The sequence below is a fragment of the Parapedobacter tibetensis genome (assembly GCF_024704835.1).
GTDB classification, from domain to species: domain Bacteria; phylum Bacteroidota; class Bacteroidia; order Sphingobacteriales; family Sphingobacteriaceae; genus Parapedobacter; species Parapedobacter tibetensis.
Map to the genome: position 1 here is coordinate 106,315 of NZ_JAMXBE010000010.1, position 16,488 is coordinate 122,802.

Genomic DNA, 16,488 nt, shown 5'->3' on the forward strand with positions numbered 1-16,488 from the left:
ATATCAAAATATGGCTTTTTTAAAAATATCCTGGTCTTTCCTCGCTTTGTATGGCATACTCGTTGTCGTGCCGGATGTTCATTCACAAACGTTGGAAATATTCAATCCGCTGTCGGATCAGGTGTATAGTGACGATTTTGACGACGAAACGGAAGCGAGGAGCCCAAGCCATTGGATAGAAAACAATAGGCACGATTACTGGTCTGTCGTCAGGGGTGATGCCAATAAAGCGTATCGTGTGAAGAGCAACGAAGTTTCGACCTATTCGTGGCTGCATGTATTCGAAAAGAACGTCACATTCGATGTCCGCTTCAAGGTCGTTGAAATTGCTGAAGAGGATGCTGAACTAAAGTTTGCGGTGCGGTTCAATGATTATGAAGCGCTGGTATACGTGGGATATGATTTCAAAACCGAAAAATGGTATATCGCCGAACAACGGGGTAAGGATTTTGAGCAGGTCAATTTTGAGCAGGTCATAGATGTCAGCCGCAATTTGGAGCCGTTGAAACGGGGCGATTGGCACAATATTCGGGTGCTTTCTAATAATGAGACAGTGACGGTTTATATTGACGACATGACGCGACCCAAATTATGGGCTACGGATATCAGGCACCAGTCTCCGGGGCGCGTGGCTTTGAGCGCATACAACGCTACCGTTGACTTTGATGATGTGGTGCTGAACCTCCGGAGTGGGCAAGGTCGGGTAAACGAGGGTGTATTGGAATACACGATAGGGGATGACGATCGCTTTAGGGAAGGCGCGTCGATTGTGGAAAAAAGCAACGGTGATCTCTTGCTATTGCATCGTGCAGAAGAATTCCACTCCTCGGATCAAGGCCAAACGTTCACAGGTCCATACCCGTTTAGTTGGCCAAAGAACGAGCATGGGCATCATAGCGTCCTCCGGTTACAATCGGGGAAGCTGTTGAATATGGTAGCAGAGCGTTTCGGCCAAGGGGCACGATTTAGAGCCAAACTTTCAAGCGATGATGGTGCTACCTGGGCGGATGGAGGGGTGACATGGGAAGCCTATCGCGAAGGGCTCCCCGGCAAATCCGAAGTGATTGTAATGAATGATAAATTGACCCAGGTGCCCGGCGGACGGGTCTTCTTCGTGGTGCCAGCCAGAAAAGACGATGGAGAGAAAATAGTCGGTCATAAAACAGAAATCTATTATTCGGATGACGAAGGTAAAACGTGGAACCAATCGAAGAACGACTCGGACGACTTCACGAAGCTCAGCCGGTATGCGGAAGGGAAAGTCATCCAAACCTCGGACGGGACATTAAGATTGTATACCCCCTGGACCCACGCCCACAGCGTGCGGTATTCGGAATCCCACGACAACGGGGAGACCTGGAAGGGGGACTTTGCGTTGGATCAATTCAGGAACGCAAGGTCATCCTTTGCCTTGATACAGGACATGTATGCATCACGACCTACGTTTTACATGGTATGGGTATATAATAACATGTATGATACGGACATTGTGTTTTTACCTCGTTCGCGGTTGGGCTTAGCCAGAAGCTATGATGGTATCAATTGGGAGTACATGATGGATGTGGAGCGGTGGATAAGCCCAGCCAAGAAAGATAGACGGATAATCACCCAGATTCTTGATCCGAGCCTGACCGCCACAGACAAATATCTGTATGTGACCATCGGCCGGTCCGACCGGGCAGCCGACAATGGCCACAATCATCAGCGGCTGCGGGTATACCGGATTGAGAAAGCGAAATTGCATCCCTACGCCACATGGCCTAACGAATTTTAACCTAGCGATAATCATAAGACACTCCTCGTGACAAGCAGTTGGTATTGCTCTGGCGATTTCCAGAATAATTTGGAATTGTAAATATATTGTTTCTATATTTGTTGATATGTTCTACATAATAAAGTGGAGCCAATTATTGACCCATATGAAACGCCCAAGACCATTCACCGCGATTGTATTGTTATTACTGGTGACCCTATGCAACATCAGCATGGCGGCTGCCCAGCCTCCGCAAAAACCGAATATCATTGTATTTCTTGTCGATGATCTGGGATATAGCGATGTGAGTTGCTACGGTAGTGATTACTATGAAACCCCTCATATCGATCAGCTGGCCGAATCGGGGATGCGGTTTACCGATGCATATGCCAGCAGCACGCTCTGCTCGCCGACACGGGCAAGCCTACTCACCGGCAAAAATCCCGCTCGTTTACACATTACCCATGCCATTCCCATTCAGGGATACAGACGTATCGATGGGGGAAAGGGTACCCCGTTGAAAGATGCGGACTATGTGATGAACCTGCCACTGGAGGAAGTGACGATCGCCGAGGCGTTGAAGGTTGGTGGCTATGCCACTGCCAGTATCGGCAAATGGCATGTCTGCGATGACTTAGCCTATTACCCCGAATACCAGGGTTTTGATGTCAACATCGGCGGCAACCACCATGGACATACGGGCGAACATTTCTATCCATACCACGGCCGGTGGCGGATGGCGGAGGGTCATCCCTGGGTAGAATGGAACACACTCCCTGATGGGGAACAGGGGGAGTATCTAACCGACCGGTTGACCGCTGAAGCGGTCGATTTTATAGCAGACAACAGCGATAGGCCTTTCTTTCTATATTTATCTCACTATGCCGTGCATACACCGATCCACGCGAAAAAGGACATTCAGGAGCGTTATGAACAGAAGGCCCCGGATTCGCTGAAAGGGCATGTGAAACCGGCCTACGCCGCCATGATTGAAAGCGTTGATGCCAGCATGGGAGCCATCATGGAAAAACTAGCGGCCTCCGGGCTTGCGGAAAATACCATTGTGATCTTTGCCTCCGACAACGGGGGGCATGGTAGACAGACGTCGAATTATCCCTTCCGGGGCAACAAGGGCAACTTCTATGAAGGCGGAATCCGGGTGCCACTGATCGTCCGCTGGCCGGGGGTCACCAACCGGACGTCGGTTTCGGAAACGCCGGTGATCACGACTGACCTCTATCCGAGTATACTGGACATGGTGGGCCTGCCCCTGATGCCCGATCAGCATCGGGACGGTGTCAGCTTGGTTCCTGTGCTCAAGCAGGAGGGGACGCTGGCACGGGAGGCGCTTTATTGGCATTTTCCGAATTATGTAGGTACCGGCCATCCCAATCCAGCTACTCCGCTAAGCGCAATCCGGTATCACGACTGGAAGCTGATCGAATCCCTCGAAGATGGCACGCTGGAGCTGTATGATTTGAAGACTGATCAGGAAGAATTGTATAATTTAGCCTCGTCAAATAGGAAAATGGCCAAATCCCTCCAGCAGATGCTGGAGATATGGAGAAACCAAATCGATGTACAGATGCCCGAGATCAATCCTGCATACCAAAAAACAGAAAAATGAGATCCATTCAATCCAAACTTTTCGTTGTGCTCTGCCTGGTGTTGAGTAGTCTGCAGGTGCTTGCCCAAGGGGACGAAAAACGTAAGAATGTCCTTTTCTTCCTGGTAGACGACCTTCGGCCGAACCTGAGGTGCTATGGTGATCAACGCGCGTTGACACCGAATATTGACAGATTAGCAAAGCAAGGCATCCTATTCAACAACGCCCATTGCCAACAAGCCGTGTGCAGTCCCTCGCGGACCTCCATGCTGACCGGATTGCGGCCGGATGAGACGGGCGTTTACGACCTGCAAAGCCATTTCAGGGATCATGTGCCCCATGCCATAACACTTCCCCAGCGGTTTAAAAATCAGGGTTATTTCACGACAGGCGTCGGAAAAATCTTCCATAACTCAAAAAACACCCTCGATCCCATCTCGTGGACGAAGGAAGTATCGCCGGTGAGCGGCACCACCTATGTGCTCCCTGAAAACCGACATGGAGGCGGCAAGCAGCGCATTACGGAAATGGCCGATGTGCCTGACACCGCATATGCCGACGGAATGATAGCCGAGGGTGCCATCTGCTTGCTGGAGGAGGCTAACCAGCTAGATGACCCTTTTTTTATTGCGGTAGGCTTTAAGAAACCGCATGCGCCCTTTTGCGCACCAAGGAGGTATTGGGACCTGTACGACCGTTCGGCATTTCGTGCGACGGATAAGGCCCGACCCATAGGCAGCCCGGATCTGGCATTTCATCAATGGCAGGAACTCAGGGGGTATAATGATATTCCGGATGAAGGCGGCATTTCGCCCGAACAGGAGCAAGAAATCATCCATGGATATTACGCCTGCATCAGCTATGTAGACACACAAATCGGAAAAGTAATGGATCGATTGGAAACACTTGGTTTGAGTGACAATACGGTTATTGTGCTTTGGGGTGACCATGGTTACCACCTGGGGGAGCAGGATTTATGGTGTAAATCCACCAATTTTGAGTTGGATACCCGGGTGCCGTTGATCGTTGCATCACCCGGTATGCGAGGAAATGGCAGCAAGACCGATGCCATGGTGGAATCCGTGGATATTTATCCCACGTTGAATGACTTGTGTGGCATTATGCCGATGGATGGCTTGTCCGGAATCAGTTTACGGCCACTGTTGGACAATCCCTCGGCAGTATGGGGATACCCTGCTTTTAGTCAGTTTGTGCGGCCTTATCAGGCCATTCTCAAAAAAAACAGGCCAACACATATGGGGTACTCGGTTCGCCTAGCAGGGTGGCGGTGTACGTATTGGTATGATTTGGAAAAAAATGCCGTGGTTGAACGGGAGTTGTATCGGCTGGATGGTCACGGCCCTGAACGTGAAAACGTTACAGGCCAGCATGCGGTATCCGAGGTGGAAGCGCAGCTGGCTGTACTGATCGATCAGTACAGCCATAATACGTACGTGAAATCAAGCCGGTAATTAAAAAAATCAACTTTAATTTGCATCGGATAGTAGAACTCCATATATTTGTGAATATGTTCTACATAAGAACTAAAACCAATTATAAATTAGTGCCGTTATGTAATGTCAGGAAAAGCCAGAACCGTTAGTCAATGCAGGGAATAACATACCTGCAAAGCCATTGAAATTAACCCAATTTAAAAATGCCTAAAATATGATCAACAAATACACCGCTTTCACGTATTGCTTGCTCTTGATCCACTTGGTCATTTCATGTTCAAGAGAGGACACGATGTTTTTGGATCCGCCATTGGAAGCAGCGATTGAAGCGGATCTCCGCGAAATTCAGGTGGGCGACACCGTGAGGTTCAGCGATATCTCAGCTGGTCTTCCTTCGCAGTGGAAATGGATTTTTGAGGGCGGGAGCCCCGGGGAAAGCGTGGTGCACAGTCCTATTGTGGTCTATGATACGGCGGGAACCTACCCCGTGACGTTGGAAGTACGGAGAGGGGATAAGGTTTCATCCATTACAATCCCAGACTTTATCGACGTCGGTTACCGGGCCTTGGCCGCGGATTTCACCACCGATACCACCACCGTTAACCTGGGGGAACAAGTGCAGTTTACCGATCTTTCGGTGGGCTTCCCCGCGTCTTGGCAATGGGAGTTTTATGCAGCAAACGGAACGGTTGTCACATCTGAGGAGCAGCATCCGGAAATGACGTTTTCCAAGCCCGGCATTTATTCAGTGAAATTGACCGTATCACACCCGGGCGGAGAGGGCATGGTGGTCAAGGAGGAATACCTGACGGTTTTGAGTGCTAATCCACCGGAGGCCGAGTTTATGGCCAACAGCACCGGAGTAGCCGCAGGTGGCTCCATTACGTTTGAGAATAAGACTACGGGTGACGTTACCGGATGGACATGGACATTTGAAGGGGGGAGCCCCGCCACATCTACGGAGCTGAACCCTACGGTTGCGTATCATACGCCGGGAAGATACCGTGTGGTATTGGAAGCGTATGACGAAATCAGCACATCTACGAAAACAAGGGAAGGTTTTGTATTGGTCGTACCTGCTGATGGCCTGGCGGCTTATTATCCGCTAGACGGGGACGGAAATGATATCGGGCCGATGGCGCAGCATGCGTCGATCATTGGCGACGTGGCTTTTGCTGATGCAAGCCGCTCCGATGTAGGAGCCGCAGCACAGTTCGAAGGTTCCGGCTTGCTGTTGGTTGCGGATGACCCGGCCTTCAACTTTGGCACCAATGACTTCACCATCTCCTGTTGGTTGAATACCTCAAATACCAACCGGATGATGATCTGGGCTGAAAGCGGTGCAAATGGCGCCCGCGACAATCAAACGTGGCTGCGCTTAAACGACAATGCACAACGGCAAATCCGGTTCGCGGTGGAGGATGGCAGCGGCGGTACCATTCAGAACAGCGATCACACAGTCTCGGATGGCCAGTGGCACCACGTGGTGTGCGTGCGGGAAGGAAGGGTTTCTCGCGTCTACGTAGACGGTACATTGATCAAGGAAGGGACTGCGCCGGTTGTGAAGGACGTATCTAACAGCCAGGATTTTAAGATCGGTGCGCAGGAAACCGATGGCGGTGGGACTTATAGCAATTATTTCAATGGAATGATCGACGACTTTTTGGTGTACGACCGAGCACTGAGTGAGCAGGAAATTAGCAATTTGTTTGATTTGCAATGATGCTCGAATATAAACGGATAATGGCTAAACGAAAACAACATATGTACCGGATGTGCAGCCTTCTTATGTTACTTTCATTCATAGTAGGCCAAGCGGTTGCCGATGGGAGCACTCCGCCGAAAGTGGTTCAAAGCCAGTTTCAGGTACCCGCATTGATCAATAAAACGGACAATCCGGTGCTAAAAATTAAGGTGACAATACCGGAGTCAGCAAAACGTGCGCAACTCGAAGCGATACAGCTGTCTACCGTAAGAACCACTGCCGTGAAGGATATCAAGGCAATCCGGGTCTATTATTACGGGAGTGATTCAATAGCCGGAGCGATGAATGAGGTTAAAAAGCAACTTTTTGGCCAATCAACCGCTAGGGGTGGGGAAGTCCGCATCACTGGCAATCAACCATTGGATCCGGGCGATCATTTCCTATGGGTGTCTTATGAGCTGTTCGATGACACGAACTTGGATCATGTGATCTCGGCCAGTTGCCTCTCGCTGACGGTCGATGGGAAAACAACGGCTGTCGGCGCTATGGAGAGGCCCATCGGCCAACGGCTGGGGGTGGCCGTAAGGCGGCATCAGCAGGATGGCGTACATACGGCACGGATTCCGGGCTTGGCGAGGGCCAACGACGGAACCTTTTTGGCGATATTTGACGCACGGTATGAAAGCGCACGCGATTTACAGGGGCACATCGATATCGGATTGCACCGGAGTACGGACAATGGCCAGACCTGGGAACCCTTGCAGATTGCCATGGACATGGGAGAATGGGGTGGGCTACCGCAGAAATTCAACGGTGTATCTGATGCCTCTATTTTGGTAGACAAAAACTCAAACACCATGTATATCGCCGGTCTGTGGATGCATGGCATTATCAATGAACAGGGCAAATGGATAGCAGGGCTCCATGAAAACAGTGACGATTGGAATCACCAATGGCGGAACAAAGCCTCCCAATCGGGATTCGGCGAGCGTCAGACATCCCAATTCCTGATCGTGAAAAGTACCGATGGGGGAAAAACATGGAATGAACCGGTCAACCTAACCCGCATGTGCAAGAAAGAAGAATGGTGGCTATGGGCGCCTGCTCCCGGCAATGGCATCACACTGGCCGACGGTACACTGGTGTTGCCCACGCAAGGAAGGGACGAAAAGGGGAGATCCTTTTCAAACATCACCTATAGCACCGATGGTGGAAATACTTGGAAGACCAGTAATCCGGCCTATTCGGGTACAACGGAATGTGCAGTTGTTCAACTGAGTGACAACAGCTTGATGCTGAATATGCGGTCCGGCAGGAACAAGGGTAAGCTGGGCGACGACAATGGTCGGGCCATTGCCGTGACCAACGACTTAGGTACTTCCTGGCAAGCGCATCCATCGTCGTTTGGGGCACTTCCAGAACCGGTTTGTATGGCGAGTCTGTATAAGCACGAATATCAAGCCGACGGCGTAAGGCAGTCGATGCTGTTGTTTTCAAACCCAAATTCAAAACAATTCAGAGAAAATATGACCATTAAGATTAGTCACGACGATGGGAACACCTGGCCGGAGGATCATTGGATATTACTGGATGAGGGCCGTAGCCGGGGATATTCCTGTTTAACAACGGTAGACGAGCGTCATATGGGTATACTGTATGAGAGCAGCCAGGCGGACTTGGTTTTCCAGCGAATTGACGTTCGTGCCTATCAACGCTGATTAGATGACCTGTTTTAATATTACCCAATTATCATTCAAATTATGATCACGTATCAACGCTTGTTCGGTCTTTTTTATGGCACACTTACTTGCTTAATGCTGGGTGGATGCACAAAAAATTTAACCGAATACTACAATCCTGAAAGCACCTTGAATAAAAACATCATCGAGGTACTGGAAGAGGATGGACGGTTTTCGGCATTTGTAGGACTCATCGATCGACTAGATCTAAGAAGTACCTTAGGAGAAGCCGCTATCTATACTTGCCTGGCACCTTTGGATGAACACGTAATAGCTTATTTTTCTCAACAGGGATATGCTTCGCTGGATGCCGTGCCGGATGAGGAGCTGCGGAAGTTTGTCAACTACCATTTCATCAATGGTATGTACTACCAGTACGACGTGGAGCAGCGGTACGTGAATGCCAACACCGAGATTGACAAAAGCCGGGCCACGCAATACCGCTCCAGAGCAACAGGCAAGCTGCCCGGAAAACCGGTGAGGTTCTTTGCACCTTCTTTTTTTCAAACACGGGCAGCTGACTATATGGGGCTGTTCGGCGAACGTGAGGACATCGGCGGATTTACCGTGGAGAGTGCCCGCATTTCGGACACGGACCGGGACATTGGAGCGAGTAACGGAGTAATCCATGTACTGGAAACCCCGCTCAATATATTGCCGAGGACGGACGAGGCGCTGATAAAAGACCCGGAGACAACACTGTTTAGTACTTGGCAGGAGAAGCACGCGGCGTATGTGCTGGGGGAAAAAGATGAGTTCGGTTGGGTAGATACCACGCTGTATAAGACGTATAGCACAGGCCGGAACCTAGCAGACGAAACGGTGCAGTCTACCTTGCTGGTCCCTACCAATGAAGCGATCATGGCATATTTTGAGCCTTACTTGCCCGATTTGGACAATACCATTGATTCGGTGCCACAGCGGGTAATGGCGTCCCTAGTCCGGGCTTCCCAGATTGCCAACTTTTATTTTAAGAGTGATTTGGTGCGCAAGGAAGACGGGGGGCTTAGGGAGGGCAAAGCCTATGTGTACCTGGTACCCGACATTTCCAGTTTGATTACCGGGTCGGTATTGGCCAGTAACAGCGTCATCTATAAGACGAACCAGCTCATTGAGTCGGCCGAAATGAATAGCGTCCAGGGCGGCATTTACATGAAACATAAGGTATACAGTCAATGGTACTGGATGTTTGAACGGACGAACCTGAACGCAGGTTTAACAGATGGACTGTCTTTCCAGCACCCTAAAAAGACCCTCCTTGTCCAGTCTGACGATGTCTGGGGATTCCCGTTGGCTTCTGATATGTTGCCGGAGGACCGTGTGTACCGGTACGAACAATGCCGATCGGGCGTGCTCAACCTCGATGTACGTGAAGATGGCGGCTTCCGCAAGCGTTTTTATGCAACCGATTTTGGTCATGTACTGTATGACGACGGGCGGTTCTATGACTATACGGGCCATTCGGTACAGTTGCTGACCAATAGTCCGGTGTGGGAACGTGTAAACGGCGCGATTTTCGAAATCGACGGTTTCCTGACCCCCATAGAAAAGCTGGATGTTACCCAGACCATTTATACTAAAATATTCGCCGACCCGGAGTTTTCATTATTTGCCAATGCCATCGACAGGACGGGGTTGGCTGCGCAGTTGCAGTTGACCGGTTTTTTCACCTTTACAATTTTCGCGCCTACTAATTCAGCTATCCAGGCCGCAGGGGTTGACCTAAATGCAATGGAAGAGGAAGAGTTGACCCAGTTCGTCAACACCTATATCATCCAGAATCGGTACATCTTTACAGACGGTGTATTCAACGGACAGATAGCCAATAAGAATGGCAGTCGTATGGGAATCAGCGGCGCTTGGGATTCGTTCCTAATCAGCGACACTAGCGGCAAAGTCATCCCCGTCCCATCGGGAAATGTACAAGGAAACAACGGAGTGGTTCACAAGATTAACCAACTATTCTAAACCTTTCAATCAAGATATGAAGAGAATATGTATCAAACTGACTGTACCGGCCATACTACTTGTTATAGGCCTGCTCAATGGCGTCTCTGCACAGGAGATGCTCCGGGGTAGGGTTTACATGGAGAAAGTAGGTACACCGCTTTCGGGTGTTTCGATAACCTTGGTGAATGCTAACAACCTGATATTGCGAGGAGGAAAGACACACGACGATGGTATTTTTGAAATCTCCCGGCATCCGGACGCTGTTAAGATCAGGTTCTCGAATGTGGGATACCAAAGCCAGGAGTTCCGGCTACAGACCGGTCAGAGCCGCACGTTTGAAGTGGTGATGGTATCGAACCGGCAGGAGCTGGACGTGGTTGAGATTACAGGACAACGTGAAAAACAAGCCGACCTGGGTTTTCTTTCCATCGACAGGCGAGAGCTTTCGAGTTCGATCGCTTCGGTTGACCTTACGGGGATTGAAAACATGCCCGTGGCCTCGGTTGACCAATTGCTCCAGGGGATGGCGCCGGGTCTACAAGTGGTTGCTGCCAGTGGCGACCCCGGTGCATCGGCATCCATCCGTATCCGGGGTATTTCAAGTATTTCAGGTATCAACGATCCGCTCTGGATCGTGGATGGCTCGGAAGTAATTGGTAGCAACTACCAGGTGGCAAGCATTTCGGATTTTGGATTCAGCCCAATCGGCGACTTGGATCCATCGGACATCGAGTCCATCGATATCCTGAAGGATGCTTCAGCTACCGCCTTGTATGGTTCCCGTGGTGCCAACGGGGTGATCGTCATCAAAACCAAACGCGGGAAACGCGGCACACCTCAGCTGACCTTCAATTCACGGTTTACCTTGACGGAAGTACCCGAGACGATTCCGATGCTTTCGGGTGATGAACAACGTATTTACTACATCGAGCGGTGGACAAGCGGAGCAGATGACGGAACGGTCCATCCGCAGCTCCGCGGAGATTTGACGCGTGACGACGCCTGGATATTCAACAACAACACGGACTGGGTAGACGCCATCACCCGCACAGGCGTTTACCAGCAATACAATACAGCACTAAGCGGCGGCGGCGAGCGTATCAACTATTATTGGGGGCTGGGCTACACCAACCAGTACGGAACGACCAAAGGAACAGGGTATGACCGGTTCAATACGCGATTCAACCTGAATTATACAGTTTCCGATAGGTTGAAGGTTTCAGCAGATTTGACCTATACCAATTCCTTGACCGACAAGCGGGGGCAGAACCATCCTATTAAAGTCGGAGAACAGGATATCAACCCGATTTTGTTCTCCCGCGAAACACCGGCTTATTTTCCCATCTATTCGAAAAACGGGCTGAATTACTTCGTAGATCGGAATGTCCCAGTGTCAAGCCATTCGCGATACAATCCGCTGGCGCTCATTGACTACTCCACATACCTCAGTCGCGCCAACCGGTTCATGGCGTCAACGGTTGTAGACTATAAAATACTTGATAACCTGGATTTCCGCACGCAGCTTTCCGCAGATTTCCGTGAGTCGGCCGACGAGTACTTTCTCCCGGGGTATGCGACAGATGCACGGCCCGGTGAGCCGCTTTATAACTCGGGACAGCAAACGGAGGGATACCAACTGATGATCAACAACAATAACCGGTTGACGTGGTTGGCTCTTCAGCAGGAGAATCATCGACTGACATTTACGGGCGTGTTCAATTTGAATATCGACCGGGATAATTCAATGCAAGTGTGGTACCACAACGGCGGTTCACCGCAGTTGCGGGCGGCCGATGCCTCGGCGGTGATTGCGGAAGCCAGAGGAAAGTTCGGAACGCGGAAATACCTCGGGATGTTCCTGCAGGGCCATTATGCCCTGCGCGACCGCTATTTCCTTACCGTAACCGGGAAAACGGAAGGTGACTCCCGATACGGTAGCGACAATCCGTATTCGGTTTTCCCGGCCATAGGTGGTGCATGGGAAATGACCAAGGAGCCTTTTCTGGCCAATGTGGAGTGGGTCAATTCCATCAAGCCCCGCTTTGCTTATGGCGTTACCGGCAATCTGCCCAACGTGCTGAATCTTTATGATGTTGCATATAGTACAGGTGTAGGCTATATGGGTGAAACGTATATCTATCCGTCTAAATTTGCAAATGACAACATCCATGAAGAGCGGACCACGGAATACAACCTCGGCGTAGACTGGAGTTTGTTCAACAACCGGCTCACCGGTCAATTCGATTATTATACGCGTACCACCAACGACCTGCTATTACAGGAGCGCCTTTCGACCACATTGGGGTATGAAGACCAATACGTCAATTTCGGGCAGGTGCGTAATACGGGCCTGGAACTGGGTATAACCGCAGTGATTTTAAAAGGCGGCGAAAACCGCGTCAGGTGGAAGTCGTTCTTTAATATCGCAACCAACAAAAACGAGTTGCTGAGCCTGCCGGACCAGTTCAATGATGGCGCGGTTTCAGCGACCCGCAACGGGTTTTCCTCCAAGCTGCAGGAAGGTGACGTCATCGGTGGTTTTTACGCCTACCGGGCATTGGGAGTCTATGCGACCGACGCAGATGCTGTGCTGCGCGGACCCGACGGCAACATCATTTATGAAGCCGATGGCATTAACCCAAAATACATGCGCTATGGCTCCAATACAGGGCATCGATTCAAAGGCGGTGACATGATCTATGACGATGTCAATGGAGACGGCATCATCAATCAGCTGGATCGTGTACAGATCGGCGATGCGAACCCGCAGTTTTTCGGCGGGTGGAACAATACATTCAATTACGTAAACTGGGTGCTCACCGTCAACTTCCAGTACCAATACGGAAACGATGTCATCAATGGCACCCGGATACAAATGGAGCAGATGAGGTACTCCCACAACCAGTCCAGGTCGATCATGGCCCGTTGGCGGAGGCAGGGAGATATTACGGACATTCCGCGCGCACAATCGGACGGTACCTGGAACCGCATCGCGTCATCACGCTGGGTGGAGGACGCTTCTTACCTGCGCTTGAAAACCGTATCGCTGACCTACAACGCGGATAAAGCATTTACCAACCGCCTGGGACTCGGTATCCGCCAGCTGAGCGTGTTTGTTACCGGATACAACCTCTACACTTGGACAAATTACTTGGGTGTGGATCCAGAAATACCCATCACAGGTGCTGTGACCTTATTCGGCATTGATAACAGTACAACCGCACCGGCCAGGCAATATACACTGGGCTTAAGGGCATCATTTTAACTTGGTAATACAACAAACGATTATGACGGCTAATATAAAATATGGAATTCTAGGACTGTGCATGTTACTAACCGTCTCATGCGACAGCATCCTGGAGGTCGATGTGCCCGACAATTTGGTGCACCACGAATTTTGGCAAAACCGGGACCAGGTGTATTCATCGTTGATTGGGCTGTACACCTCCCTGCACAACAACCTGGACAGTTACCACGCATGGGGTGATTTGCGTTCGAGTTTCTATGCACCGGGAATCGGAGATGCATTTACGGGTGCGCATGCACAATTCCTATCGCATGATATCTACCAAAATAATGACCTGCTTTCCTGGAAGTTCGTATACCGCTCCATTACCTGGATCAACTCATTCATTAAGAACGCACCCACTGCACTGGAGCACGATAACACGTTCAGTGCAGCGGAACTCCAGTCGATGGTGGGCGAGGCCCGTGCGCTCAGGGCGCTGAACTATTTTTACCTGGTGCGAGCCTTCAGGGAAGTGCCAGTTATCGACGAGCCATATGAGTCGGACAACCAGCAGTTTGATACCTCTCCATCGTCTGAAGAAGAGGTGCTGGATTTCATTGAGGCTGATTTGCAGCAGGCACTTGGGGATGCACCGGCCAGCTTTGACAATGTCGCCAATCGTTACGGAAGGGTGACAAAAAACATGGTAAGGGCGCTTTGGGCCGATGTGAAACTTTGGCGCAATGACTATCAGGGGTGCATTGATCTTTGCGATCAGTTGGAAGCGCAATATGCTGGCTCTTTGGTAAGTCCGCTGGCTTGGTATACCATTTTCAATCCGGGTAACTCCGCGGAAAGCATCTTCGAGTTTCAATACGGCCAACTGGGGCCGGCGTCGCCCCTATACAATTGGTTTGCAATTTTTTCGAGGGCCAATTCCGATGGGGAGAGGTACCTCGCCAACGCGACGAATGTGTCAATCAATGCGCAGGAAATCTTATATCCGCCGGTATTGCCCGACTATGCGACATCCGATACCATCCGGCTCAGCTCATTTGCAATGTTCAACCCGATTGGGATTTCGAATGGTTATGGCGTAGCGCTGGAAGTCTACAAATTCCTCGGTACGGCGCCTTACCAGGTATCCTATCGACCCGCTAACGCCCGCAACACCAACTACATTTTCTATCGGTACCGGGAGGTGCTGTTTATGAAGGCCGAAGCCTATGCTATGCTGAACCGGTATGCTGAAGCGGAACAGCTGATCAACATTATCCGCGAGCACTGCGACATCCCTCCGTTGGCACAGGGTGAAGGCGGTGAAGGAACGGAGTTTATATCCAGGCTGCTGATGGAGCGCGAATATGAGCTGGGCTTCGAAGGCAAGGAATGGTTTGCGGCGGTGCGCATCGCCCGTAGACCCGGTTATGAGGGTATATTGCAAGAGAAAGCTGCCATAAACAATTCCATGGGGAGGTCCTATCAGGTAATCCGCGCCAGATTGCTGGATCAGGAGAGTTGGTTTCTACCCTACCATTTGACGGAGGTGGAGAACAATCCGCAGCTCGACCAGAAGCCATATTATAGAAACAAATAAACGCACTAGACGATGAAAAGCTTATATAGATTACTGGTACTGTGCCTGGTGGTGGGCATACAAGGTTGCGACAAGGAACTGTCCGGAGCGCGGTATGACAGCACCGATCAGCTCCAGATTATGGATTACGTCGACAGCCGCGAGGATTTGAGTACATACCGGCAACTGGTAGAGCATGCGGGCCAGCGCAGTTTGCTGAAAACCGCCGGAACCTATACCGTGTTTATCCCTAACAATGCAGCGTTCGAGCGCTTGTTTGCCGAACTTAGCGAAGCGGGCGAAGCCATCAGGACGATCGGGGATGCGAGCCCCGAATTCTGGATTGACTATTTCAGGTACCACCTGTTGAATCGCAAGATCAATACCAATGAGTTTACACATGGTCCGCTGCCCTATCCGACGGTGTACAATGAAAAGTATGTTTTGGCCGACATCAGTGAATCGTTTGCTGCCGTCCGGCTGAACAATGTGGCCACCATCAAGGAATCCAACATTGAATTGAGCAATGGATATGTCAACATAATCGATGATGTACTACTCCCGCCCTCCAAGAGCATCTACGAGGCGTTGGAGGCTTCGGGTAAATACAGCATCATGCTCGACTTGATGCAGGATAACGGGTACGGAGATTATCTGCGGGACAGTACAGTCACCCTGTTGATCGAAAGTGATGAGGCTTTGCAACGCAGTAATTTTTCGGTGGGAGCGGTAGAAAATATAGACGATTGGCTGAAATACCACATCATTCCGGACTCCGGGTACTTCCTAAACCTCCTGACGGCACAACGGTTTTATTCCCTGTTTCCCGATGAATCATTGAATTTCCAAGCCGATGAATTCGGACAGTATTATGTGAATAATGACTACCGTTTCAATCAATCCCGCGACTTTGGGATCGACAAAGTCTCGCGAAACGGAATCTATCACACCTTGGACACGCTGCTCGATATTGTGGAAGCTCAGCCCACGACCATCCGGCTCAATCTGTATCCTCCGGGAAGTCCTTATGGGGAACAAAATGTATTTGCTGAGGCTCCGGCACGTATCTTACTAAATACGGGCACACGCAGCTATCATCAGAACCAGGAGTTCAGAATCACGCAATTTGATGCGACTCAAGTAGGTGATCACTTCTGGTTGACCGTGCCCGACGTTCCTAAAGGGAACTACCGAATCCGGGTCATGCACCGGGGTGGTGGTACGCGGGGAAAATACATCACGATTTATAACGATGAGATCGTGAAAGACGACATCAACATGGCCAGGAACGAAGGCCCGTTTGAGGAGTGGGATTACCTGGTGTACAACCAATGCGGCGATATTACGGTGGAAGAGCGAGGAGATGTTACGGTGATTTTCGCTTTTGCTGGATTCGGCTCGAATTCGAACCCGGGCTATTGCTGCGACCTGTTGATGGATATCGTAGAACTGATACCGATAAACTAAAATGAACAC

Annotated in this window: 9 protein-coding genes; all 9 read left to right on the plus strand. The window is 50.5% G+C overall.

Annotated elements, in window-relative coordinates:
• The first annotated feature begins 10 nt into the window (after window positions 1–10).
• Window positions 11–1,774, plus strand: a complete 1,764-nt coding sequence (locus NF543_RS16330; protein WP_257669245.1) for a sialidase family protein — start codon at window positions 11–13, stop codon at window positions 1,772–1,774.
• 145 nt (window positions 1,775–1,919) lie between these two features.
• Window positions 1,920–3,380, plus strand: a complete 1,461-nt coding sequence (locus NF543_RS16335; protein ID WP_257669246.1) for a sulfatase — start codon at window positions 1,920–1,922, stop codon at window positions 3,378–3,380.
• A complete protein-coding gene (locus NF543_RS16340; RefSeq protein WP_257669247.1) occupies window positions 3,377–4,831 on the plus strand; it encodes a sulfatase in 1,455 nt (484 codons plus the stop codon). The genes NF543_RS16335 and NF543_RS16340 overlap by 4 nt, the downstream gene beginning before the upstream one ends.
• A gap of 196 nt (window positions 4,832–5,027) precedes the next feature.
• The gene (locus tag NF543_RS16345) at window positions 5,028–6,536 is read left to right on the plus strand and encodes a LamG-like jellyroll fold domain-containing protein (protein ID WP_257669248.1); all 1,509 of its coding nucleotides are present in this window, start codon (window positions 5,028–5,030) and stop codon (window positions 6,534–6,536) included.
• Between the two features lie 20 nt (window positions 6,537–6,556).
• Complete coding sequence (locus NF543_RS16350) at window positions 6,557–8,236, plus strand: sialidase family protein (protein ID WP_257669249.1); 1,680 nt, start codon at window positions 6,557–6,559, stop codon at window positions 8,234–8,236.
• Window positions 8,237–8,278: 42 nt separating this feature from the next.
• On the plus strand, window positions 8,279–10,225 hold the full coding sequence (locus tag NF543_RS16355) for a fasciclin domain-containing protein (RefSeq protein ID WP_257669250.1): 1,947 nt from the start codon (window positions 8,279–8,281) through the stop codon (window positions 10,223–10,225).
• Between the two features lie 16 nt (window positions 10,226–10,241).
• Window positions 10,242–13,472, plus strand: a complete 3,231-nt coding sequence (locus NF543_RS16360) for a SusC/RagA family TonB-linked outer membrane protein (protein ID WP_257669251.1) — start codon at window positions 10,242–10,244, stop codon at window positions 13,470–13,472.
• Window positions 13,473–13,533: 61 nt separating this feature from the next.
• Complete coding sequence (locus tag NF543_RS16365) at window positions 13,534–15,033, plus strand: RagB/SusD family nutrient uptake outer membrane protein (RefSeq protein WP_257669252.1); 1,500 nt, start codon at window positions 13,534–13,536, stop codon at window positions 15,031–15,033.
• Window positions 15,034–15,045: 12 nt separating this feature from the next.
• The gene (locus NF543_RS16370; RefSeq protein WP_257669253.1) at window positions 15,046–16,479 is read left to right on the plus strand and encodes a fasciclin domain-containing protein; all 1,434 of its coding nucleotides are present in this window, start codon (window positions 15,046–15,048) and stop codon (window positions 16,477–16,479) included.
• The last annotated feature ends 9 nt before the right edge of the window (window positions 16,480–16,488 follow it).